Raw genomic sequence first — 21,275 nt, 5'->3', positions numbered from 1 at the left:
GCCCACCCTAACGAGCGCCGTAGCCTGGGGCGGTGAGCGCGCAGCCGGAGGCCGTGGTGTGGGACGTGCCGTTGCGCACCCGGTTCCGCGGGCTGACCCGACGCGACGGCGTCCTGGTGCGGGGTGACGCCGGCTGGGGGGAGTTCAGCCCGTTCCGCGACTACGACGACGTGGCCGCGACCCGGTGGTGGCGTGCGGCGCGCGAGGCCGCGGACGTGGGCTGGCCGGAGCCGGTGCGCACGCACGTCCCGGTGAACGTCACGGTCCCTGCCGTCGACCCCGAGCTCGCGCACCGCATCGTCAGCGGCTCGGGCGGCTGCCGCACGGCCAAGGTCAAGGTGGCCGAGCCGGGGCAGCCCGCCGGTGCCGACGAGGCCCGGCTCGAGGCGGTGCGTGACGCGCTGGGTCCCGACGGGGCCGTGCGCGTCGACGCCAACGCGGCGTGGGACGTCGACACCGCCGTGGCACGCCTCGCCGCGCTCGACCGGGCGGCCGGCGGCCTGGAGTACGCCGAGCAGCCCGTGCCGGGCGTCGAGGACCTCGCCGCCCTGCGCCGTCGCACGCACGTGCCGCTCGCGGCCGACGAGGCCGTGCGCCGGTCGGACGACCCGCTCGCGGTCGCGCGGCTGCAGGCCGCCGACGTCGTGGTGCTCAAGGTGCAGCCGCTCGGGGGCGTGCGGGCGTGCCTGGAGCTGGCGGAGCGCCTGGGCCTGCCCGTGGTGGTGTCGTCCGCGCTCGAGTCCTCGGTGGGGCTGGCCGCCGGTCTGGCGCTCGCGGCCGCGCTGCCCGACCTGCCGCACGCCTGCGGGCTCGCGACCGCCGCCCTGCTGGCCGAGGACCTCGTCGAGGACCCCCTGCTGCCGCGCGACGGGATGATCGAGGTCCGTCGGACGGTGCCCGCGCCGCGGCTGCTGGAGGCGGCGGCCGCGCCGCCGGAGGTCGTGGCGCACTGGCAGTCACGTCTCGCCGCCGTGACGGGTCGGGCATGATGACCGGCGTGACCCAGGACCCGACCGCACCGCGCCGCCGGCGCCGGGGCACGGCTGCGGCCGCGCCGGCGGGCGACCCGGCCGTGCCGGCGCCCGCGGTGGCCGCCGCGCGGGTGCTGGTGCAGGCGCTCGCGGCGCTCGGCGTGCGCGACGTCGTCCTCGCGCCGGGGTCCCGCAGCGCGCCGCTGGCCTACGCGCTGGCCGACGCCGCACGCCCCGACGACCAGCGGCCCGCGGGTGCCCCGGCGCTGCGGCTGCACGTGCGGATCGACGAGCGCGACGCGGGCTTCCTCGCGCTCGGGCTGAGCAAGGCGTCGGCCCACACCGGCGACCGCGGTCCCGTGCCGGCGCGGCCGGTCGCGGTCGTGACGACCTCCGGCACGGCGGTCGCCAACCTGCACCCCGCGGTGCTCGAGGCCCACCATGCTGGGCTGCCCCTGGTCGTCCTCACCGCCGACCGCCCGCACGAGCTGCGCGGTACGGGCGCCAACCAGACGACCGAGCAGGTCGGGATCTTCGGCGCGGCGGTGCGGCTGGCCGTCGACGTGCCCGCCCCCGTGGGACGCCCCGGCGAGGACCGCGACCTGCGGCGCACGGTGTCCCGGGCGGTGGCCGCCGCGACGGGTGCGCGGACGCAGGACCCCGGGCCGGTGCACCTGGACCTGGCCTTCCGCGACCCGCTCGTGCCGGGTGACGAGCCGTGGCCCGCACCGTCCGACGCGGGCCTGACCCACGTGGCCGCACGGGCGCTGCCCGCCGAGCCGGCCGGGCTGCTGACGGGGGCGGTGCCCGTCGTCGTCGACGTGCTCGACGAGCCGGGCGACGGCCGGTCGTCCCGGCGTGCGCGCGGACCGGTGCCGACGGTGGTCGTCGCCGGTGACGGCGCCGGTCCCGCGGCGGCCCGCCTCGCGGAGGCCAACGGCTGGCCGCTGCTGGCCGAGCCGTCGTCGGGCGCGCGGCAGGGGCCCACCGCGATCGGCGCCTACCGCCTGCTGCTCGCCGACGAGCGGCTCGGCGGGCGCACGGGGCGCGTCGTGGTGCTCGGCCGCCCCACGTTGTCGCGGCCCGTGCAGGCGCTGCTGGCACGCCCCGACGTCGACGTCCTCGTGGTCGCCCCCCGCGGTGCGGACTGGCCCGACGCGGCGCGCAACGCCTCCCAGGTGCTGCTCGACGTGCCGGCGCGCATGCGTCAGGGCCGCGTCGGGGCGCCCGCCGGGTGGCTCGACGCCTGGCGCACGGCCGACGCGGCGGCGCAGGACGTGCTGGCGGGTGCGCTCGACGCCCCGGAGGACGGCCGTCGCTCCCGCAGCGGCCCGCGCGTCAGCGGCTGGGCGCTGGCGCGGGCGGTCGCGCGCGCCAGCGCGCCGGACGACGTGCTGGTCGTCGGGTCGTCCAGCCCTGTGCGGGACCTCGACCTCGTCGCCCGCTGGGACCTCGCTCCGCTGGTGCTCGCGAACCGTGGGCTGGCGGGCATCGACGGCACGGTCGCGACCGCGACCGGTGTCGCGCTCGCCCTGCCGCGGCGCCGGGTGCGGGCGTACCTGGGTGACCTCACGTTCCTGCACGACGTGGGCGGGCTGCTGCGGGGGCCGGCCGAGCCGGCGGTCGACCTGCAGATCGTCGTGGCGAACGACGACGGCGGCTCGGTCTTCACGACCCTGGAGCACGGCGCGCCCGAGCGTGCCGACGTCTTCGAGCGCGTGTTCGCGACCCCGCACGGCGTGGACGTCGCCGCGCTGTGCGCCGCGTACGGCGTGCGGCACACCCGCGTGGTCGACACCGAGGGCCTGCTGCCGGCGCTCGCGGCGCCCGGCACCGGGACGAGCGTCGTCGAGGTCCGCGTCGACCGCACGCACCGCCGCGGCCTGTCCGAGCGCCTCGCCGCCGAGGTCGCGGCGGCGGTGGACAAGGCCCTGTCGTCCGGCGGCTGAGCAGGCGCCCCCGTCCCTCCTGGCGGGCACACAGGAAGTTCCCAGGCGCCTGGGAGGCCGATCCCAGGACGACGCGGTGTGATGGGTGTCGAGAAGGAGGCAGCCATGACCACTACGCCCGAGCCGCAGCCCGGCAGCGACCCCCAGCACCACCCGACGACGCCCGTCCCCCCGCACGGCGCAGTCCCCCCGCAGGGCGCGACGCCGCCGCAGGGCGCCCCGCGCCTGTCGCCCGCGCAGGAGTGGGCCCGCTACGAGGCCGCCCAGCGTGCGCAGGCCGGCGGTGCCCCGGGCGCGCCCGGCTACGCCCCGACGACCACCGCCGCTCCCGCGGGTGACCCGTGGGCCGCACCGACCGGGGAGCCGGGCGAGAGGTCCGGCCAGGAGCGGCGGCGCTCGTCGCGCGCGTGGGTGTGGATCGCGTCGGCAGCGGTCGTCGGCCTCCTGGTGGGCGGCGGCTCCGTCGCCGCGGCCGGTCTGCTGGACCAGGACGGGTCGTCGTCGCGGTCCGCCTCGCTCGCCGACGTGGGTCGCTCGTCGACCGACGAGGTGCCCGTCTCGGGCTCGAACGCCGAGGACCCGGACTGGCAGGCCGTGGCGGCCGCCGTGCAGGCGTCCGTCGTCGCGATCGAGGTCCAGACGGAGTCCGGCGGCGGGCAGGGGTCCGGCGTCATCATCGACGACGAGGGCCACGTGCTGACCAACAGCCACGTCGTCTCGGGCGCCCAGGGCAACGTGCAGGTGACGCTCACCGACGGCCGGATCCTCGAGGGTGAGGTCGTGGGCTCCGACGCCAGCACCGACCTGGCCGTCGTGCAGCTGCTCGACGCGCCCGACGACCTGCAGCCGGCGGCGTTCGGCAACTCCGACGAGGTCCGGGTCGGTGAGCCGGTCATGGCGGTCGGCAACCCGCTGGGCCTGGCCAACACCGTGACCACCGGCATCGTCTCGGCCGTCGACCGTCCGGTCTCGACCCTGGAGGACGGCGGCAGCGAGGCGGCGGTGACCAGCGCGATCCAGATCGACGCGGCCGTCAACCCCGGCAACTCCGGCGGTCCGCTGTTCGACGCGACGGGCCGGGTCATCGGCATCACGTCCTCGATCGCCACGCTGAGCGCGCAGTCCGGCTCGATCGGCCTCGGGTTCGCCATCCCGTCCGACCTCGCCCGGCGCGTCGCCGCGCAGCTCATCGAGGACGGCCAGGCCGAGCACGCGTTCCTCGGGGTCTCGCTGTCCGACGGTGTCGCGACGGCCGACGGCGTCACGCGCCGCGGTGCGGTCGTCGAGTCGGTCAACGAGGGCTCGCCGGCCGCCGCGGCCGGCCTGCAGGCCGGTGACGTCATCGTCGCCGTCGACGACAAGCCGGTGGGCGGCGCGGAGGCGCTCACGGCCCTCGTCCGGTCGCTGTCGTCGGGCGACGACGCGACCGTCACGGTGGTGCGCGACGGCGAGACGCGCGAGCTGGACGTCACGCTGGCCACCCGGCCCGACGACCTCGGCTCGGCGCAGCCGCGCCAGGACGGCCAGGGCGGTCAGGGCGGTCAGGGCCAGGGCGACCAGTCCCTGCCCGGCGGCCTGACGCCCGAGCAGCTCTGGGAGTGGCTGCAGCAGCAGCAGCGGGGCCAGGGCTGACGCTCCGCCCCACCCCCTGAACCGGGTCGGCCCCACCGGGCCGCGCCCCCCCGACCGGGCCCGCCGCGATCCCCCTCCCGCGGCGGGCCCGCGGTGTCCCCGCCGGCGGGCGGCGCGGCCCCGTGCGGCGGGTCAGGGCAGCGCGGGTCGGGACAGCGCGGGTCAGGACAGCGCGGGTCGGGACAGCGCGGGTCGGGACAGCGCGGGTCGGGACAGCGCGGGTCAGGACAGCGCGAACCGCATCGGGTCGAGCTTGGCGCGCGACTCGGCGAGCTCGGCGGCGGGGTCGGAGGCGGCGACGACGCCGCACCCGGCGAAGAGCCGCAGCCGGTGCGGGTCGTCGCGGTCCACCTCGGCGGAGCGCAGGGCGATGCCCCACTCGCCGTCGCCGTCGGCGCCGAACCAGCCCACGGGACCGGCGTACCGGCCACGGTCCATGCCCTCGATGCGGGTGATGAGCGCGCGCGCCGCCTGCGTCGGGGTGCCGCAGACCGCGGCGGTGGGGTGCAGGGCCGCGGCCAGTGCCAGCGACGAGGGGTGTGCACCGTCGCCCTGCGGCGCGGAGAGCACACCGGTCACGTCGGACGCGAGGTGCAGCACGTTGGGCAGCGACAGCACGAACGGCACGTCGGGCACGTTCGACGACGAGCAGAAGGGCGCGAGCGCGCGGGCGACCGACGTGACCGCGTACTCGTGCTCCTCGAGGTCCTTGGAGGAGTGCGCGAGGATCGCGGCGCGTGCCATGTCGGCGTCGTCGTCGCCGGTGCGCCGGATCGTGCCGGCGAGCACCCGGGACGTGACGAGCCCGCGCTCGGAGCGCACCAGCAGCTCGGGCGTGGCGCCGATCATGCCGTCGACGCTGAAGGTCCAGCACGACCGGTACCGGTCCGCGAGCCGCTGCAGCGCCCACCGCACGTCCAACGGGTGCTCGGTGCGGGCACGCACGTCGCGCGCGAGCACGACCTTCTCGACCTCACCGGCGCGGATCGCGGCCACGCCGCGCGCCACCACGTCCATCCAGTCGTCCGCGGCCACGGCGCCGTCGGTGTAGGTGACGTCGCCCGGTGCGCGGGGCTCGGTGCGCGGCGGCAGGACGTCCCGCAGGCGGGGCGCGGGGCCCAGCTCGCCCGCGGTGCTGACGGTCGTGAGCCACGTCCGCCCGTCGCGGCGGCCCACCACCACGCGCGGCACCACGACGACGCCGCCGGCGGGGGAGTCGTCGTCGAAGGCGAAGGAGCCGAAGGCGACCGGCCCCGTGCCGGGCAGGCGCACCTCGTCGCGCACGATCGCGCGCCCGAGCACCTCGTGCCACGCGCGCTCGGCGGCGGCGAACCGGTCGGCGCCCCGCACCTCGACGCGCACGGCCTCGCCCCAGGCGACCAGGCCGTCGCCGCGGCGCACCCAGGCCAGCGGGGCCGCCGGCCCCAGCAGGTCGAGCAGGTCCGCCGGGTCGGTCGAGCCGCCCGCGGGCAGGTCGTGGCACTCGACGGTGCGGACCACGAGAGGGTGCGGGACGCCCCCGGTGACGGGGGAGCTGGGCGACGTGCTCATCGCGTTCAGGGTAGGCCCTCACCGCCGCGGGCTCGCCCCGGAGCGGTGCGACCCACGTCTCAGCGCGGCTTGCGGGCGACGACCACGTCGCGGTCGATCGCCTGGTCGACGCGGTGCGCCAGGTCGAGGAACGGGTCGCCGTCCAGCGGCTCGAGGCCCGCGTCGACGAGCATCGCGACGAGGTCCTGACGCGGCAGCACCTTGGTGTTCCACGACAGGCCGAGCGCGCCGCCGCGGCGCAGCACCGTGACCCAGCCGGGCAGGGCGTCGGCGAGCAGGTCGCCCGGTGCGCGCGACGGCGTGCGCGGCCCGGTGACCGACCCGTGCTGGATGCCGTACGGCGCGTCGGCGACGACCACGTCGAAGAACCCGGCGCGGTACATGCGGTCGACATCGAGCGTGTCGCCCTGCGTGACCTCGAGCGTCTGCACGTCGCCGGCCCGGAACAGCTCCTTGTCGGCCGCGAGCGTGAACGTGGTGCGCCGCCCCAGGGTCTTCCCGGCGACGCGCAGCCGCGTCGACCCCGAGCGGTGCTTGAGCCGCTTGTCCTGCAGCCAGCGGGCGGCGAACGCCGTGTACGCCTCGACGTCGCGCCGGTCGACGTCGACGCCGTACGCGTCCCACCCGTACATGAGCGCCTGGTTCAGCGTGGTGCCGCGCCCGCACATCGGGTCGAGCACCCGCAGCCGGGAGCCCAGGAACCCCTCGCGGGTCGTGGCGGCCGCGGCCGTGAGGTTCAGCAGGAGGCGGGTGAGCTGCTCGTTGGTCTTGCCGACGTACTTGAGGATCGTCAGCAGGTCGTCGTCGTAGCGGTCGAGCCGCTCGAGGTCGAGGGGGACGAGCGCGCCGTCGTCGCGCAGCTCGAACAGCGCGAACAGGGAGGAGAGGTTCGCCAGGACCCGCAGGTCCTCGGGCTCCGGTGCCGCGACGGGGACGACGAGGTACGGGACGCCGCCCATCGTGCGCTCCACCGGTCCGCCGAGGGCGCGCAGGCGCCCGTCGAGCAGCAGCTCGTCGAGCCCGAGGAGCTCGTTGCGGGTGAGGCGCGCGGCGTTGCGGGAGTACACCCGGTTGGCAGAGGGCTGGACGAGGATCGCGTACTGCGGCATGGGTGGTGAGGCCCCCGGGTCGGTCGTGCGGCGCCGCCGGCGGCGCCGCGTCCACGCTACCCGAGCACGGTGCGCGCACCGGGGCGCCGACCTGCGACCATGGGCACATGCCTCGCGCCGCCCTCGACAAGGACCCCCGCGACGTCGCCGCCATGTTCGACGCCGTCGCGCGCCGGTACGACGTCACCAACGACGTGATCTCCCTGGGTCAGGACCGTGCGTGGCGTCGCGCCACGCTCGCCGCGCTCGACGCGCAGCGCGGCGAGACGGTCCTCGACCTCGCGGCCGGCACCGGCACGTCGAGCGAGCCGCTCGCCGACGCCGGCGTGCACGTGGTGCCGTGCGACCTGTCGACCGGGATGCTGCGGGTCGGTCGCCGTCGCCGCCCGGACCTGCCGTTCGTGGCGGGCGACGCGCTGCACCTGCCCTTCGCCGACGCGTCGTTCGACGCCGTGACCATGTCGTTCGGGCTGCGCAACGTGGCGGACGTCGACGCGGCGCTGCGTGAGCTGCTGCGGGTGACGCGGCCCGGCGGGCGTCTGGTGGTGTGCGAGTTCTCGCAGCCGACGTTCGCGCCGTTCCGCACCGTGTACACGAACTACCTCATGCGCGCGCTGCCGCCGGTGGCCCGCGCGGTGTCCAAGGAGCCGGACGCCTACGTGTACCTCGCGGAGTCCATCCGGGAGTGGCCGGACCAGCGCGAGCTGGGCCGGCTGGTGCGCGCGGCCGGCTGGGAGCAGGTCGCGTACCGCAACCTCACGGGCGGCGTGGTCGCGCTGCACCGCGGCCGACGCCCCTGACGGACCCGCCCGCACGCGGCCGGGACGCCCCCGGTGTGACGCTCGTCGCGTCGCGGCCGCCGCGAGGGAGCGTCGGCGGGTGTGCGCTGCGCGCCGGCCCCGCGCTGCGCGGGTCCGCGTCGTCGGTGACGATGGTCCTCCCGCCGCGGTCCGGGCCCGGCGGCACGCTCGCGGAAGGTCGTCGGTGCTGCTCCGGGCGCCTCACCGGGACCTTCGTCCCGGGGAGCTGTTGAGGTAAGCCAACCCTTCGCAGACAGCGTCTGAGGGGCTGGTTACACTCGCCGGAGTCGCACGTGAACGTCGTCACAAGTGGGGTGGCCAGGGTGGACGGAACGACCGATGACGCGGACGTCATCGTCGTCGGCGCCGGTCCGGCCGGTGCCTCCGCGGCGTACCACTGCGCGGCCGCAGGCCTCGACGTCCTCCTGCTGGAGAAGGCGACCTTCCCGCGCGACAAGATCTGCGGCGACGGGCTGACGCCCCGCGCGGTGGCCGAGCTCGTCCGCATGGGCGTGCCGATCCGCGAGCAGGACGGCTGGATCCGCAACAAGGGCCTGCGCGTCATCGGCGGCGGCCACCGGCTCGAGCTGCCGTGGCCCGAGCTCTCGAGCTACCCGTCCTACGGGCTGGCCCGGGCGCGCACGTCCTTCGACCAGATCCTCGCCGAGCACGCCCGCGCCGCCGGCGCGAAGCTGCTCGAGGGCACGTCCGTGACGGCCCCGGTGCGCGACGAGCGCACGGGCCGCGTCGTGGGCGTGCGGGCACGGGCGGTCGGCGTCGACGGTCGCCGCACGGTCGACGCGGGCGACGAGGTCACCTACCGCGCCCCCGTCGTGGTCGCCGCCGACGGCGTCTCCGCCCGGCTCGCCACCGCCGTCGGGCGCGTCAAGCGCGACGACCGGCCGATGGGCGTCGCGGTGCGCACGTACTTCCGCACCCCGCGCCACGACGACGCGTGGATGGAGTCGCACCTCGAGCTGTGGGACGGCGCGCCCGGCCGGTCCAACCTCATGCCCGGCTACGGCTGGATCTTCGCCCTCGGCGACGGCACCGCCAACGTCGGCCTGGGATCGGTCAGCTCGACGGCCGCCGCGACGAAGGTCGACTACAAGGACCTGTTCGCACGCTGGATGGCGAACGCCCCCGCCGAGTGGGAGTTCACCCCGGAGAACCAGACCGCGCCCGTGCGCGGTGCGGCGCTGCCCATGGGCTTCAACCGCGGCCCGCTGTACGCCGACGGGCTGCTGCTCGCGGGCGACGCCGCCGGCATGGTCAGCCCGTTCAACGGCGAGGGCATCGCGTACGGCCTGCAGGCCGGCCGCGTGGCGGCCGACGCGATCGCGCAGGGCCTCGCGCGCGGGTCCGCCGCCGGTCGCGAGCGGTCGCTGGCCACGTACCAGCAGCGCATGAAGGACGACCTGGGCGGCTACTACACGCTCGGCCGGATCTTCGTGCGGCTCATCGAGCACCCGCAGGTGATGCACGTCTGCACGCGGTACGGTCTGCCCCGGCCGCTGCTGATGAAGTTCGTGCTCAAGCTGCTGGCCGACTGCTACGAACCGCGAGGGGGCGACGTCGTGGACCGCGTCATCGCCGCGCTCGCCCGGCTGGCGCCCGATGCCTGACGCCGCCCCACCCCGCACCCGTACCCGCACCGCCCGGCCCACCGGACCGGCGTCTTCGACGAGGAGGACCGCTCGATGAGCAACCCGTACATCCCGCTCCTGGTGATGATCGGGATCGCGGCCGTCCTCGCCCTGGGTGGTGTCGGCGCGAGCGCGATCCTGGGTCCGAAGCGCTACAACCGCGCCAAGCTCGAGGCGTACGAGTGCGGCATCGAGCCGACGCCCCACGCCATCGGCGGCGGGCGCTTCCCGATCAAGTACTACCTGGTCGCGATGACCTTCATCATCTTCGACATCGAGGTCGTCTTCCTCTACCCGTGGGCCGTCGGCTTCACGGAGCTCGCGACGTACGGCCTCGTGGCCATGATGGCGTTCCTGCTGATCATCACGGTGCCGTTCGCCTACGAGTGGAAGCGCGGCGGTCTGGAGTGGGACTGATGCAGCAGCGCCCGGAACCCGCCACGACGCGCAGCCGACCGACCCTGAGGAGGGGCTGACATGGGCATCGAGGAAGCGCCCTCGGGCTTCCTGCTGACGACGGTCGAGGACCTCGTCGGCTACTTCCGCAAGGCATCGCTGTGGCCCGTGACGTTCGGGCTCGCGTGCTGCGCGATCGAGATGATGGCCGCCGGCACCAGCCGGTACGACATCTCGCGCCTCGGCATGGAGGTCTTCCGTGCCTCGCCGCGCCAGTCCGACCTCATGATCGTCGCCGGCCGGGTCAGCCAGAAGATGGCCCCCGTGGTGCGGCAGGTCTACGACCAGATGGCGGGGCCCAAGTGGGTGCTGTCGATGGGCGTCTGCGCGTCCTCCGGCGGCATGTTCAACAACTACGCGATCGTGCAGGGCGTCGACCACATCGTCCCGGTCGACATCTACCTGCCCGGCTGTCCTCCGCGCCCCGAGATGCTGCTGCACGCGATCCTCGCGCTGCACCAGCAGATCCAGGACGAGCCCCTCGGCGTCAACCGCCAGGAGGCCGCCCGCAAGGCGCAGGAGGCCGCGATGGCCGCGACCCCGACGTCGCACATGACGGGACTGCTGCGATGAGCGACGAGCGCACGACGCCCGCCGAGGGCACGCCCGAGGGCACCGACCCGACGACGGGCACGAAGCCCGAGGCGACGTCGACCCCGCGCGAGGACGCCACGTCCCCCGCGGCCGACCGTCCCACCGAGGGCACCAAGCCGACGGCCGAGAAGGCGGACGCCTCCGCGGCGGTCAAGCCGGGCGAGCCCGCCCCCGCCGGGACGCAGCGCACCAGCGCCGCGGCCCTCGAGGCCGGCTCCCAGAACCTGCCCGCCGGCCCCGACCCGACGACCGCGCCGCGCACGCCGCTGGACATCGTCGACGTCCGCACCGGCATGTTCGGCGTGGCGGGCACCGGCGACACCTCCGGCTTCGGGGGCCTCGTGCGGACCGTGGCGATGCCCGGCCCCAGCGAGCGGCCCTACGGCGGCTGGTTCGACGAGGTCGTCGACGTGCTGGCCGAGGTGCTCGACGAGTCGGGCACCGGCTACGCGGCGGCCGTCGAGTCGGTCGTCGTCGACCGGGGCGAGCTCACGCTGAACATCGCGCGCGAGCACCTCGTCGAGGTCGTGCAGGCGCTGCGCGACGACCCGGACCTGCGCTTCGAGCTGTCGCTCGGGGTGTCGGGCGTCCACTTCCCGCACGACGCGGGACGTGAGCTGCACGCCGTCTACCACGTGGCGTCGGTGACCCACGGGCGACGGCTGCGGCTCGAGGTCGCGGTGGCCGAGGGCGACCCGCACATCCCCTCGACCACGGCGGTGTACCCCGCCAACGACTGGCACGAGCGCGAGACCTGGGACTTCTTCGGGATCGTGTTCGACGGCCACCCGGGGCTCGCGCGCATCGAGATGCCCGACGACTGGCCGGGCCACCCCCAGCGCAAGGACTACCCCCTCGGCGGCATCCCGGTCGAGTACAAGGGCGCCACCGTGCCGCCCCCGGACCAGCGGAGGTCGTACAGCTGATGACCGCCCCCACGTCGCAGACCCCCCACGCGACCCGTCACGTCCCGTTGTCCGAGACCGAGGGTGTGCCCTCGTTCGAGGCCTCCGGCGGCGACTGGTCCGACATCGCCGAGGAGGCCGCGCGCCTCGGCGAGGAGCGCATCGTCGTCAACATGGGCCCCCAGCACCCGTCCACCCACGGCGTGCTGCGGCTCATGCTCGAGATCGACGGCGAGACCGTCACCGAGGCCCGGGCCGGCATCGGCTACCTCCACACGGGCATCGAGAAGAACATGGAGTTCCGCACCTGGACCCAGGGCGTGACCTTCTGCACCCGGATGGACTACGTCGCGCCGTTGTTCCAGGAGGCCGGCTACTGCCTGGCCGTGGAGAAGCTGCTGGGCATCACGGACGACGTCCCGGAGCGGGCGTCGGTCATCCGCGTGCTGATGATGGAGCTCAACCGCATCTCGTCGCACCTGGTGTTCCTGGCCACGGGCGGCAACGAGCTGGGCGCCACGACGATCATGATCCTGGGCTTCACGGCCCGCGAGGAGATCCTCAAGATCTTCGAGCTGATCTCCGGCCTGCGCATGAACCACGCGTACATCCGCCCCGGCGGCGTCGCGCAGGACGTTCCCCCGGGCGCGATCGACTCCGTGCGCGAGGCGCTGGGCAAGGTCCGGGGCTACATGCGTCAGCTCGAGGACCTCATGCTGGCGAACCCGATCCTGCAGGCGCGCATGAAGGACGTCGGCGTGCTGAGCCTGGCGGCCTGCATGTCGCTGGGCGTCACCGGCCCCCTGCTGCGTGCCACCGGCCTGCCGTACGACGTGCGCAAGACCGACCCGTACTGCGGCTACGAGACCTACGACTTCGACGTGCCGACGAACGACGCGGCCGACTCGTGGGGCCGCCTGCTGGTGCGGATCGAGGAGTGCTACCAGTCGATGCGGATCGTCGAGCAGTGCCTCGAGCGGCTCGCCGAGCCGGGGCCGGTCATGGTCGCGGACAAGAAGATCGCGTGGCCGGCGCAGCTGGCCATCGGCACCGACGGCATGGGCAACTCGCTGGACCACATCCGCGAGATCATGGGCACCTCGATGGAGTCCCTCATCCACCACTTCAAGCTGGTGACCGAGGGCTTCCGCGTGCCGGCCGGGCAGGTGTTCCAGACCGTCGAGCACCCGCGCGGCGAGCTGGGCGTGCACCTCGTCTCCGACGGCGGGACCAAGCCGTACCGGGCGCACTTCCGCGACCCGTCGTTCAACAACCTGCAGGCGGTCTCCATGATGTGCGAGGGCGGGCAGATCGCCGACGTCGTCGTCGCCGTGGCGTCGATCGACCCGGTGCTGGGAGGGGTGGACCGCTGATGTCCGTCGAGCACGCGGGCGCGGCAGCGCCCCACGACCACGGCCGGACCCCGGGGGAGCGGCACGCCACGGGGTACGACGAGCAGACCCGCGCCCGGCTGACGGCCGACGCGCAGGAGATCATCGCCCGCTACCCGCAGGCGCGCTCCGCGCTGCTGCCGATGCTGCACCTGGTGCAGTCGGAGGACGGCTACGTCAGCCCGCGGGGCATCGCGTTCTGCGCGGCGACCCTCGGCCTCTCGACCGCCGAGGTCTCGGCCGTCGCGACGTTCTACACGCAGTACAAGCGGCACCCCAACGGCACGTACACGGTGGGCGTGTGCACCAACACGCTCTGCGCGGTCATGGGCGGCGACGCGATCTGGGAGGAGCTCAGCGAGCACCTCGGGATCGGTCACGACGAGACCACGGACGACGGCGCGATCACGCTCGAGCGCATCGAGTGCAACGCGGCGTGCGACTACGCGCCGGTGGTGATGGTCAACTGGGAGTTCTTCGACAACCAGACCCCGGCCTCCGCCGTCGAGGTCGTCGACAAGCTGGTCGAGGGCGCGCCGGTGGCGCCGACCCGCGGTGCGTCGTCGGTCTGCACGTTCAAGGAGATGAGCCGCGTGCTGGCCGGCTTCCCCGACGGCCGCGCCGACGAGGGCGTGGGCGCCGGTGAGCCGACGCTGCGCGGCACGCTGCTGGCGAAGGAGCGCGGCTGGACGGCCCCGCCGTTCGACGCGGACGAGCGCAGCGCCGCCACCGGCGCCACGCACGGCGAGCCGGACGCGGGCGAGGCGCAGTCGAGCGCCGACCGCCCGGAGACGACGCCCGCCGACGTCTCGCCGGCCGGCGAGCAGCGCAAGCAGAAGTCCGACGACGCGAAGGAGTCGTGATGACGACCCTGACCCCCGTGCTGTCCGCGCACTGGGACGCGGACCGGTCGTGGAAGCTCGAGCGCTACGAGGCCGACGGCGGCTACCGCGGTCTGCGTCGGGCGCTGGGCATGGCCCCGGCCGACGTCGTGACGACGGTGAAGGACTCGGGCCTGCGCGGCCGCGGCGGCGCCGGCTTCCCCACCGGCATGAAGTGGGGCTTCCTGCCCGCACCCGACGGCGGGCCGCGCTACCTCGTGGTCAACGCCGACGAGTCCGAGCCGGGCACCTGCAAGGACATCCCGCTGATGATGGCGAGCCCGCAGGAGCTCATCGAGGGCGTGATCATCACGTCCTACGCCATCGGGTGCCACCACGCGTTCATCTACGTGCGCGGCGAGGTCGTGCACGTGTACCGCCGCCTGCTCGAGGCCGTGCGCGAGGCGCGCGCGGCCGGCTACCTGGGCACCGACATCCTCGGGTCGGGCTTCGACCTGGAGATCACGGTCCACGCGGGTGCCGGTGCGTACATCTGCGGCGAGGAGACGGCGCTGCTCGACTCGCTCGAGGGCCTGCGCGGCCAGCCGCGCCTGAAGCCGCCGTTCCCCGCGGTCGCGGGCCTGTACGCGCGCCCCACGGTCGTCAACAACGTCGAGTCCGTGGCGTCGGTGCCGGGGATCCTCGTCGGCGGTGCCGACTGGTTCACGTCCATGGGCACCGAGCGCTCCGCGGGCCACGGCCTGTTCTCGCTGTCCGGCCACGTCACGCGGCCCGGCCAGTACGAGGCGCCGCTGGGCATCACGCTGCGCGAGCTGCTGGAGATGGCGGGCGGCGTCCGTGAGGGCCACGAGCTGAAGTTCTGGACCCCGGGCGGCTCGTCGACGCCGATCTTCACCGCGGAGCACCTCGACGTGCCGCTGGACTACGAGTCGGTCGGCAAGGCCGGCTCCATGCTCGGCACCCGCGCGCTGCAGATCTTCGACGAGACGGTCTCGGTCGTGAAGGCCGTGTCGCGCTGGATCCAGTTCTACAAGCACGAGTCCTGCGGCAAGTGCACGCCCTGCCGCGAGGGCACGTTCTGGCTCGCGCAGATCATGGGCCGCCTCGAGGCGGGCCAGGGCACGTCGGCGGACATCGACCTGCTGCTCGACCTGTGCGACAACATCCTGGGCCGCGCGTTCTGCGCGCTCGGCGACGGTGCCACCAGCCCGGTGACCAGCGCCATCCAGTACTTCCGGGAGGAGTTCGAGGCGGGCACGCACACGCCCGCCGACGTCCTCTTCCCGCCGGAGCGCGCCGCGCTCTTTGACTACACGCCGCGTCGCAGCACGCAGCTGGCGGGGGTGCACGCATGACGATCACGACCCCTCGGGGCACGCAGACGACGCCGCTGGTGCCGGCGGCACCGCCGCCCGCGCCCGCGGAGCCGTCGGACACCGTCACGTTCAGCGTCGACGGGATCGAGACGACCGTGCCGAAGGGCACGCTGGTGATCCGGGCCGCCGAGGAGCTGGGGATCCAGATCCCGCGGTTCTGCGACCACCCGCTGCTGGCGCCCGCCGGCGCCTGCCGCCAGTGCCTCGTCGAGGTGTGGGCGCCCGGGCGTGACGGCAACCTGGCGAAGATGCCCAAGCCGCAGGCGTCCTGCACGTTGCAGGCCACGCCGGGCATGCAGGTCAAGACGCAGCACACGTCGCCCGAGGCCGACAAGGCCCAGCACGGCGTCATGGAGCTGCTGCTCATCAACCACCCGCTCGACTGCCCCGTCTGCGACAAGGGCGGCGAGTGCCCCCTGCAGAACCAGGCGATGAGCAACGGCCGGGCCGCGACGCGGTTCGTCGACGTCAAGCGGACGTTCCCCAAGCCGATCGCCGTGTCGACGCAGGTGCTGCTCGACCGCGAGCGGTGCGTGCTCTGCCAGCGCTGCACCCGGTTCTCCGAGGAGATCGCCGGCGACGTCTGGATCGACCTGCAGAAGCGCGGCGCGCAGCAGCAGATCGGCACGTTCGACACCGAGGTGCTCGGGTTCGCCGGGGACACCCCGGTCGGGGCCTCCACGCTCGACACGAGCGGACGCCCGTTCGCGTCCTACTTCTCCGGCAACACCGTGCAGATCTGCCCGGTCGGCGCCCTGACGTCGGCGGCCTACCGCTTCCGCTCGCGGCCGTTCGACCTCGTGTCGGTGCCGTCGATCGCGGAGCACGACGCCAACGGCTCCGCGATCCGGGTGGACCACCGCCGCGGCGTGGTGCTGCGCCGCCTCGCCGGCGACGACCCGGCCGTGAACCAGGAGTGGATCAGCGACAAGGACCGCTTCGCGTTCCACTGGCAGTCGGCACCGGACCGCGTCACCACGCCGCTGGTGCGCCGCCGGCTCCCGGACGGGACGCGCGGCGAGCTCGAGCCGTGCTCGTGGATCGAGGCGCTGGACACCGCGGCGGCGGGCCTGCAGGCCGCGCTCGACGCGGACGGGTCCGGCGTGGCGGTGCTGCCCGGCGGTCGCCTCACGCTCGAGGACGCCTACGCGTACGCCAAGCTGGCCCGCGTGGTGCTCGGCACCAACGACATCGACCACCGTGCCCGTCCGCACTCCGCGGAGGAGGCCGAGTTCCTCGGTCACCACGTCGCCGGCCGCACGCTGCAGGTGACGTTCGGCGACCTGGTCGCGGCGCCCGCCGTGCTGTGCGTCGCGTACGAGCCCGAGGAGGAGGGCGGCATCCTCTTCCTGCGGCTGCGGTCCTCCGTGGTCGCCGGCCGCACGCGGGTGTTCTCGGTGGCCGCGCTGGCCAGCCGGGGCCTCGAGCGGCTCGACGGCACGCTGCTGGCCGCCGCTCCCGGCACCGAGCCCGAGGTGCTCGACGCGATCGCCGCGGGCGCGCACGACGCCCTGGGCGAGACCGCCGAGGCGCTCGCCGCCGACGGCGCCGTGATCCTCGTCGGGGAGCGCGCGGCCACCGTGCCGGGCGCCCTGACGGCCGTGCTGCGGCTCGCCGAGCGCACGGGGGCCCGCGTCGCGTGGATCCCGCGCCGCGCGGGGGAGCGCGCGGCGATCGAGGCGGGCACGCTGCCCACGCTGCTGCCCGGCGGTCGTCCTGTCGCCGACGCCTCCGCGCGGGTCGACCTCGCCGCGGTCTGGGGCGTCGACGACCTGCCCGCCGCCCCCGGCCGCAGCGCGGACGAGATCCTCGCCGCAGCGGCCGACGGCCACCTGGGTGCGCTCGTCGTCGGCGGGGTGGAGCCCGCCGACCACGCCGACCCGGCGCTCGCCCGCGCGGCGCTCGACGCGGTGCCCTTCCTCGTCTCGCTCGAGGTCCGGCACAGCGAGGTCACCGACCGCGCCGACGTGGTGCTGCCCGTGGCGCCGCCGGTCGAGAAGCCCGGCACGTTCGTCACCTGGGAGGGACGCCCCAGGCCGTTCGCGCAGGCGCTGACGACCACGCAGCTGTCCGACTTCCGGGTGCTGGACCGCCTCGCGGACGCGCTCGGCGCGGACCTCGGGCTGCGGTCCCTCGCGGACGTGCACGGCGAGCTCGACCAGCTCGGCGGCTGGGACGGTGCGCGTGTCGACGCCCCGTCGACCGCACCCGCCGAGCCGCCCGCGGTGCCCCCGGGCCACGCGGTGCTCGCGACGTGGCACCAGCTGCTCGACGCGGGCCGGCTGCAGGACGGCGAGCCGTACCTCGCGGGGACGGCCAAGCGGTCGGTCGCGCGCGTGTCGGCCGCCACGGCGGCGGCAGCGGGCCTGGCGGACGGTGACGAGGTCGCCGTCCGCACCGACCGCGGGACGGTCGTCGCGCCCGTGCAGGTCACGGACATGGCCGACCACGTGGTCTGGCTGCCGACCAACCCCCGGGGCGGCGCCGTGCGCGACCGGCTCGGTGCGGTCGGCGGGACCGTGGTCCGGCTCGAGCGCGTCGGACGGTCGGACCACCCCGGGATGACGGCGCACGCCGCGTCCGGGCTCACGGGCGACGCCGCGGAGGCCGTCGCCGGCGTCCGCGTGGACGAGGAGGAGCGGGCATGAGCGTGCTGCCCATGGTGCTGGCGTCGGCCGTCGGTGACGGGGCGGTCGCCCCGGTGACCGCGGACTTCAGCCAGGACGTGTTCTGGGTGTGGCTGGTCAAGGCCGTCGGGATCATCGTCTTCCTGCTGACGAGCGTCCTCATCGCCATCTGGTTCGAGCGCCGCGTCGTGGGACGCATGCAGCTGCGGCCGGGTCCGAACGTGCACGGGCCGTTCGGTCTGCTGCAGTCGCTCGCCGACGCGATGAAGCTCCTCGTCAAGGAGGACGTCACCGTCAAGGCGGCGGACAAGTTCGTCTACATCCTCGCGCCGATGATCGCGGTGCTGTGCTCGCTGCTGGTCTACGCGGTCATCCCGTTCGGGCCCGAGGTCAGCATCTTCGGCGTCGTCACCCCGCTGCAGCTGACCGACTTCTCGGTCGCCGTGCTCTACATCCTCGCCTGCGCGGCGGTCGGCGTGTACGGGATCGTGCTCGGTGGCTGGTCCTCGAACTCGACCTACCCGCTGCTCGGCGGCGTCCGCTCCACGGCCCAGGTCATCTCCTACGAGCTGGCGATGGGTCTGTCCCTGGTCAGCGTGTTCATCATGGCCGGCTCCATGTCGACGTCGCAGATCGTCGACTCCCAGACGCAGATCTGGTGGTTCCTGCCGCTCCTGCCGGCCTTCGTGATCTACGTGATCTCGATGGTGGGCGAGACCAACCGCCTGCCGTTCGACCTGCCCGAGGCCGAGGGCGAGCTGGTCGGTGGCTACACCACCGAGTACTCGTCGATGAAGTTCGCGTGGTTCTTCCTCGCCGAGTACATCAACATGCTCAACGTGTCGGCCGTGGCCACCACGCTGTTCTTCGGCGGCTGGCGCGCCCCGTGGCCGCTGTCGGCGATCAACGACGGCATGTTCAACACCGGCTGGTGGCCGTTCCTGTGGTTCGTCGCCAAGGTCTGGCTGTTCATGTTCCTGTTCGTCTGGATCCGAGGCTCCGTGCTCCGGTTCCGGTACGACCAGTTCATGAAGATCGGGTGGAAGGTGCTCATCCCGGCCGCGCTGGGCTGGGTGGTCTGCGTGACGTTCGTGCAGGCCGCCCGCCGGCTGTGGGACGTCGACCTGCGCACCCTGCTGTTCGTCCTCGCGGGCCTCGTGCTGGTGGGGCTGGTCATCTCGTTCCTGGTGCCGGAGAAGCGGCAGGAGCCGACGCCCCGGCCGACCGGCCCGCAGGAGATCGACCCCTTCGCCGACGGCTACCCGGTGCCGCCGCTGCCGGGGCAGGTGCTGCCGCCGTCCCCGCGCGCGCAGCGACGCCTGGCGGCGACCGACACCGGTGACACGTCCGGACCCGAGACCCCGTTGGAGGTGCGCGGTGGCTGAGCAGCGCAAGAAGAAGGCGGCGCCGGGCGCGGGCCGACCGGCCCGCGGTGACGCGCAGGTGCAGCCCGCCGCGCGCGGCGGCGGCGAGGTCGACCGGCCGGCCGAGGGCTACGAGTCGCTCATCGAGAAGCGCTCTGGCCTGAGTGAGGTGCTCGCACCGGTCGCCGGCTTCGGCGTCACGTTCGCGAACATGTTCAAGCCCACCGTGACCGAGCAGTACCCGCGCGAGCGGGTGCTCACCAAGCCCCGCTACCACGGGCGGCACCAGCTCAACCGGTACCCCGACGGGCTCGAGAAGTGCATCGGGTGCGAGCTGTGCGCGTGGGCGTGCCCCGCGGACGCGATCTACGTCGAGGGCGGGGACAACACCCCCGAGGCGCAGTTCTCGCCGGGGGAGCGGTACGGCCGCGTCTACCAGATCAACTACCTGCGCTGCATCTTCTGCGGCCTGTGCATCGAGGCGTGCCCGACCCGTGCGCTGACCATGACCAACGAGTACGAGCTCGCGGGCCCGACCCGCCCCGGCCTGATCTGGGAGAAGCAGGACCTGCTGGCCCCGCTGCGCTCGGGCCAGCTCGCGACGCCGCACCCGATGGTCGAGGGCACGTCGGACACCGACTACTACCGCGGCGAGGTCACCGGCGTGACCGACGAGCAGGTGGCCTGGGTCGCCGAGCACCGCCCGGACGACCCGACGTTGCCCGAGAACGCCGCGAAGGGCGCCACCGTGCCGGACCTCGGGACGACGCGCCTCGCGCAGCGTGCGATCACGGCGGCCGCGCACCGCCAGGGAGGTGCCCGGTGAGCCCGCTGTTCACCGCGCTGCCGGCAGCCGCCGGCGCGCTCACCGAGTCCGGCCAGACCAGCACCGCGGAGGCCGTGCTGTTCTGGACGCTCGGGCCCCTCATGGTGCTCGCCGCCCTGGGCCTGCTGTTCGCCCGCAAGGCCGTGCACGCGGCCCTCGCGGTCATCTTCATCATGATCTCGCTGGCGTTCATGTACGTCGCGCAGGGAGCCGAGTTCCTCGGCGTCGTCCAGGTGGTCGTCTACACGGGCGCCGTGATGATGCTCTTCCTGTTCGTGCTCATGCTGGTCGGTGTCGACCGCTCGGACTCGCTGGTCGAGACGATCCGGGGCCAGCGGTGGATCGGTGGCCTGGCAGGCCTCGGCCTGGCCGTGGTGCTCGCCGGTGTCGTCGGGCGGGCGACCTACGGTCCGCCCACCGGCCTGGCCGAGGCGAACCTGCCGTCCAACCCGCAGGCCGTCGCCCACGTGATCTTCGGGCAGCACGTGCTGGCGATGGAGGTGGTCGGGGCGCTCCTGGTGACCGCCGCGCTGGGCGCGCTGGTGCTGACGCACCGCGGGCGGCTCACGCCGAAGGTCGGGCAGCGCGAGCTGGCCGAGCGCCGGCTGCGCGCGGGGGCGCACCCCGTGTCGCTCCCGGCCCCGGGCGTCTACGCCCGGCACAACGCCATGGACGTCCCCGCGCTCGGCCCCGACGGCACGCCGCTGGAGAGCTCCGTGCCGCGCGTGCTGCGGGTCCGCGGCCAGGAGGCGGACGCCCGTGCGTACGCCGCGCGGATCGACCGGGTGCTCGCCGGCGGCTGGGCCGTCGGTGCGGGCACGTTCACGTCCGACGAGTCGTACCGCGGCGGGCCCGACGGCCCCGTCGAGGGTGCGGTGACCATCCGCGAGCCGCAGGCCCCGGCCGAGGACGCGACCCCCGAGGAGGACGGCCGGTGAGCCTGACCCACTACCTGGTCCTGGCCGCGATCCTGTTCGCGATCGGTGCGACCACGGTGCTGCTGCGCCGTAACGCGATCATCGTGTTCATGGGTGTCGAGCTCATGCTCAACTCCACGAACCTGCTGCTCGTCACGTTCTCGCGCATGCACGGCAACCTGTCCGGCCAGGTCCTCGCGTTCTTCGTGATGGTCGTCGCCGCCGCCGAGGTCGTGGTCGGCCTGGCGATCATCGTGTCCATCTTCCGGACCAGACGCTCGGCGTCCGTCGACGACGTCAACCTGCTGAAGAGCTGAGG

General features: G+C 74.5%; 18 protein-coding genes. 16 read left to right on the top strand and 2 right to left on the bottom strand.

The annotated features are described in order from the left end of the window. The first annotated feature begins 32 nt into the window (after nt 1-32). The 3 genes from KG103_RS13745 to KG103_RS13735 all read left to right on the top strand — a co-directional run bounded on the left by KG103_RS13745 (nt 33) and on the right by KG103_RS13735 (nt 4,552). Entirely contained in the window at nt 33-989 is a 957-nt protein-coding gene (locus KG103_RS13745) for an o-succinylbenzoate synthase (protein ID WP_207339104.1), read from the top strand. Beyond that, nucleotides 989-2,920 (top strand): 2-succinyl-5-enolpyruvyl-6-hydroxy-3-cyclohexene-1-carboxylic-acid synthase, encoded by a 1,932-nt coding sequence (menD, locus tag KG103_RS13740; protein WP_243656159.1) that lies wholly within the window; start codon nt 989-991, stop codon nt 2,918-2,920. Before KG103_RS13745 ends, menD begins: the two co-directional genes overlap by 1 nt. A gap of 105 nt (nt 2,921-3,025) precedes the next feature. After that, the gene (locus tag KG103_RS13735) at nt 3,026-4,552 is read left to right on the top strand and encodes a S1C family serine protease (RefSeq protein WP_243656158.1); all 1,527 of its coding nucleotides are present in this window, start codon (nt 3,026-3,028) and stop codon (nt 4,550-4,552) included. Between the two features lie 222 nt (nt 4,553-4,774). Here the strand turns inward: KG103_RS13735 and KG103_RS13730 are convergent, their stop codons facing one another. Beyond that, complete coding sequence (locus tag KG103_RS13730) at nt 4,775-6,103, bottom strand: isochorismate synthase (RefSeq protein WP_207339101.1); 1,329 nt, start codon at nt 6,101-6,103, stop codon at nt 4,775-4,777. Nucleotides 6,104-6,162: 59 nt separating this feature from the next. Then, nucleotides 6,163-7,212, bottom strand: a complete 1,050-nt coding sequence (locus KG103_RS13725) for a TRM11 family SAM-dependent methyltransferase (RefSeq protein ID WP_207339100.1) — start codon at nt 7,210-7,212, stop codon at nt 6,163-6,165. A gap of 107 nt (nt 7,213-7,319) precedes the next feature. Here KG103_RS13725 and KG103_RS13720 point away from each other — a divergent pair, with 107 nt between their 5' ends. The 13 genes from KG103_RS13720 to nuoK all read left to right on the top strand — a co-directional run bounded on the left by KG103_RS13720 (nt 7,320) and on the right by nuoK (nt 21,273). Further along, nucleotides 7,320-8,012: a demethylmenaquinone methyltransferase gene (locus KG103_RS13720; protein ID WP_207339099.1), complete on the top strand. Its 693-nt coding sequence runs from the start codon at nt 7,320-7,322 to the stop codon at nt 8,010-8,012. A gap of 323 nt (nt 8,013-8,335) precedes the next feature. Beyond that, nucleotides 8,336-9,637, top strand: coding sequence for a geranylgeranyl reductase family protein (locus KG103_RS13715; protein WP_207339098.1), 1,302 nt, complete (start codon nt 8,336-8,338; stop codon nt 9,635-9,637). A 75-nt stretch (nt 9,638-9,712) separates the two neighbouring features. Next, nucleotides 9,713-10,075, top strand: coding sequence for an NADH-quinone oxidoreductase subunit A (locus tag KG103_RS13710; protein WP_207339097.1), 363 nt, complete (start codon nt 9,713-9,715; stop codon nt 10,073-10,075). 60 nt (nt 10,076-10,135) lie between these two features. Beyond that, a complete protein-coding gene (locus KG103_RS13705; RefSeq protein ID WP_089798377.1) occupies nt 10,136-10,687 on the top strand; it encodes a NuoB/complex I 20 kDa subunit family protein in 552 nt (183 codons plus the stop codon). Nucleotides 10,688-10,932: 245 nt separating this feature from the next. After that, on the top strand, nt 10,933-11,634 hold the full coding sequence (locus KG103_RS13700; RefSeq protein ID WP_207339853.1) for an NADH-quinone oxidoreductase subunit C: 702 nt from the start codon (nt 10,933-10,935) through the stop codon (nt 11,632-11,634). Beyond that, on the top strand, nt 11,634-12,986 hold the full coding sequence (locus tag KG103_RS13695; RefSeq protein WP_207339096.1) for an NADH-quinone oxidoreductase subunit D: 1,353 nt from the start codon (nt 11,634-11,636) through the stop codon (nt 12,984-12,986). Before KG103_RS13700 ends, KG103_RS13695 begins: the two co-directional genes overlap by 1 nt. After that, nucleotides 12,986-13,867 carry an NADH-quinone oxidoreductase subunit NuoE gene (gene nuoE / locus KG103_RS13690; protein WP_207339095.1) on the top strand — a complete coding sequence of 294 codons (882 nt, stop codon included), beginning with the start codon at nt 12,986-12,988 and terminating at the stop codon, nt 13,865-13,867. Before KG103_RS13695 ends, nuoE begins: the two co-directional genes overlap by 1 nt. Continuing rightward, complete coding sequence (nuoF, locus tag KG103_RS13685; protein ID WP_207339094.1) at nt 13,867-15,201, top strand: NADH-quinone oxidoreductase subunit NuoF; 1,335 nt, start codon at nt 13,867-13,869, stop codon at nt 15,199-15,201. Before nuoE ends, nuoF begins: the two co-directional genes overlap by 1 nt. Beyond that, nucleotides 15,198-17,870, top strand: a complete 2,673-nt coding sequence (locus KG103_RS13680; protein WP_207339093.1) for an NADH-quinone oxidoreductase subunit G — start codon at nt 15,198-15,200, stop codon at nt 17,868-17,870. Before nuoF ends, KG103_RS13680 begins: the two co-directional genes overlap by 4 nt. Next, nucleotides 17,867-19,234 carry an NADH-quinone oxidoreductase subunit NuoH gene (gene nuoH / locus KG103_RS13675; RefSeq protein ID WP_207339092.1) on the top strand — a complete coding sequence of 456 codons (1,368 nt, stop codon included), beginning with the start codon at nt 17,867-17,869 and terminating at the stop codon, nt 19,232-19,234. Before KG103_RS13680 ends, nuoH begins: the two co-directional genes overlap by 4 nt. Beyond that, the gene (gene nuoI, locus KG103_RS13670; protein WP_372434839.1) at nt 19,227-20,039 is read left to right on the top strand and encodes an NADH-quinone oxidoreductase subunit NuoI; all 813 of its coding nucleotides are present in this window, start codon (nt 19,227-19,229) and stop codon (nt 20,037-20,039) included. Before nuoH ends, nuoI begins: the two co-directional genes overlap by 8 nt. Then, complete coding sequence (locus tag KG103_RS13665) at nt 20,036-20,977, top strand: NADH-quinone oxidoreductase subunit J (RefSeq protein ID WP_249670586.1); 942 nt, start codon at nt 20,036-20,038, stop codon at nt 20,975-20,977. The genes nuoI and KG103_RS13665 overlap by 4 nt, the downstream gene beginning before the upstream one ends. Further along, nucleotides 20,974-21,273, top strand: a complete 300-nt coding sequence (nuoK, locus tag KG103_RS13660) for an NADH-quinone oxidoreductase subunit NuoK (protein ID WP_089798384.1) — start codon at nt 20,974-20,976, stop codon at nt 21,271-21,273. The genes KG103_RS13665 and nuoK overlap by 4 nt, the downstream gene beginning before the upstream one ends. Nucleotides 21,274-21,275: the final 2 nt, after the last annotated feature.

The sequence above is a fragment of the Cellulomonas wangleii genome (assembly GCF_018388445.1).
In the GTDB taxonomy this organism is placed as follows: Bacteria; Actinomycetota; Actinomycetes; order Actinomycetales; family Cellulomonadaceae; genus Cellulomonas; species Cellulomonas wangleii.
The sequence above is the reverse complement of the archived record's forward strand: the minus strand, read 5'-3'. Positions and strand labels throughout refer to the sequence as shown.

What these genes read in the sequence shown, in the direction of transcription:
- menD (WP_243656159.1), top strand. Translation starts at nt 989, where the DNA reads ATGACCGGCGTGACCCAGGACCCGACCGCACCGCGCCGCCGGCGCCGG.
- KG103_RS13735 (WP_243656158.1), top strand. Translation starts at nt 3,026, where the DNA reads ATGACCACTACGCCCGAGCCGCAGCCCGGCAGCGACCCCCAGCACCAC.
- KG103_RS13730 (WP_207339101.1), bottom strand. Translation starts at nt 6,103, where the DNA reads ATGAGCACGTCGCCCAGCTCCCCCGTCACCGGGGGCGTCCCGCACCCT.
- KG103_RS13725 (WP_207339100.1), bottom strand. Translation starts at nt 7,212, where the DNA reads ATGCCGCAGTACGCGATCCTCGTCCAGCCCTCTGCCAACCGGGTGTAC.
- KG103_RS13720 (WP_207339099.1), top strand. Translation starts at nt 7,320, where the DNA reads ATGCCTCGCGCCGCCCTCGACAAGGACCCCCGCGACGTCGCCGCCATG.
- KG103_RS13710 (WP_207339097.1), top strand. Translation starts at nt 9,713, where the DNA reads ATGAGCAACCCGTACATCCCGCTCCTGGTGATGATCGGGATCGCGGCC.
- KG103_RS13705 (WP_089798377.1), top strand. Translation starts at nt 10,136, where the DNA reads ATGGGCATCGAGGAAGCGCCCTCGGGCTTCCTGCTGACGACGGTCGAG.
- KG103_RS13695 (WP_207339096.1), top strand. Translation starts at nt 11,634, where the DNA reads ATGACCGCCCCCACGTCGCAGACCCCCCACGCGACCCGTCACGTCCCG.
- nuoE (WP_207339095.1), top strand. Translation starts at nt 12,986, where the DNA reads ATGTCCGTCGAGCACGCGGGCGCGGCAGCGCCCCACGACCACGGCCGG.
- nuoF (WP_207339094.1), top strand. Translation starts at nt 13,867, where the DNA reads ATGACGACCCTGACCCCCGTGCTGTCCGCGCACTGGGACGCGGACCGG.
- KG103_RS13680 (WP_207339093.1), top strand. Translation starts at nt 15,198, where the DNA reads ATGACGATCACGACCCCTCGGGGCACGCAGACGACGCCGCTGGTGCCG.
- nuoH (WP_207339092.1), top strand. Translation starts at nt 17,867, where the DNA reads ATGAGCGTGCTGCCCATGGTGCTGGCGTCGGCCGTCGGTGACGGGGCG.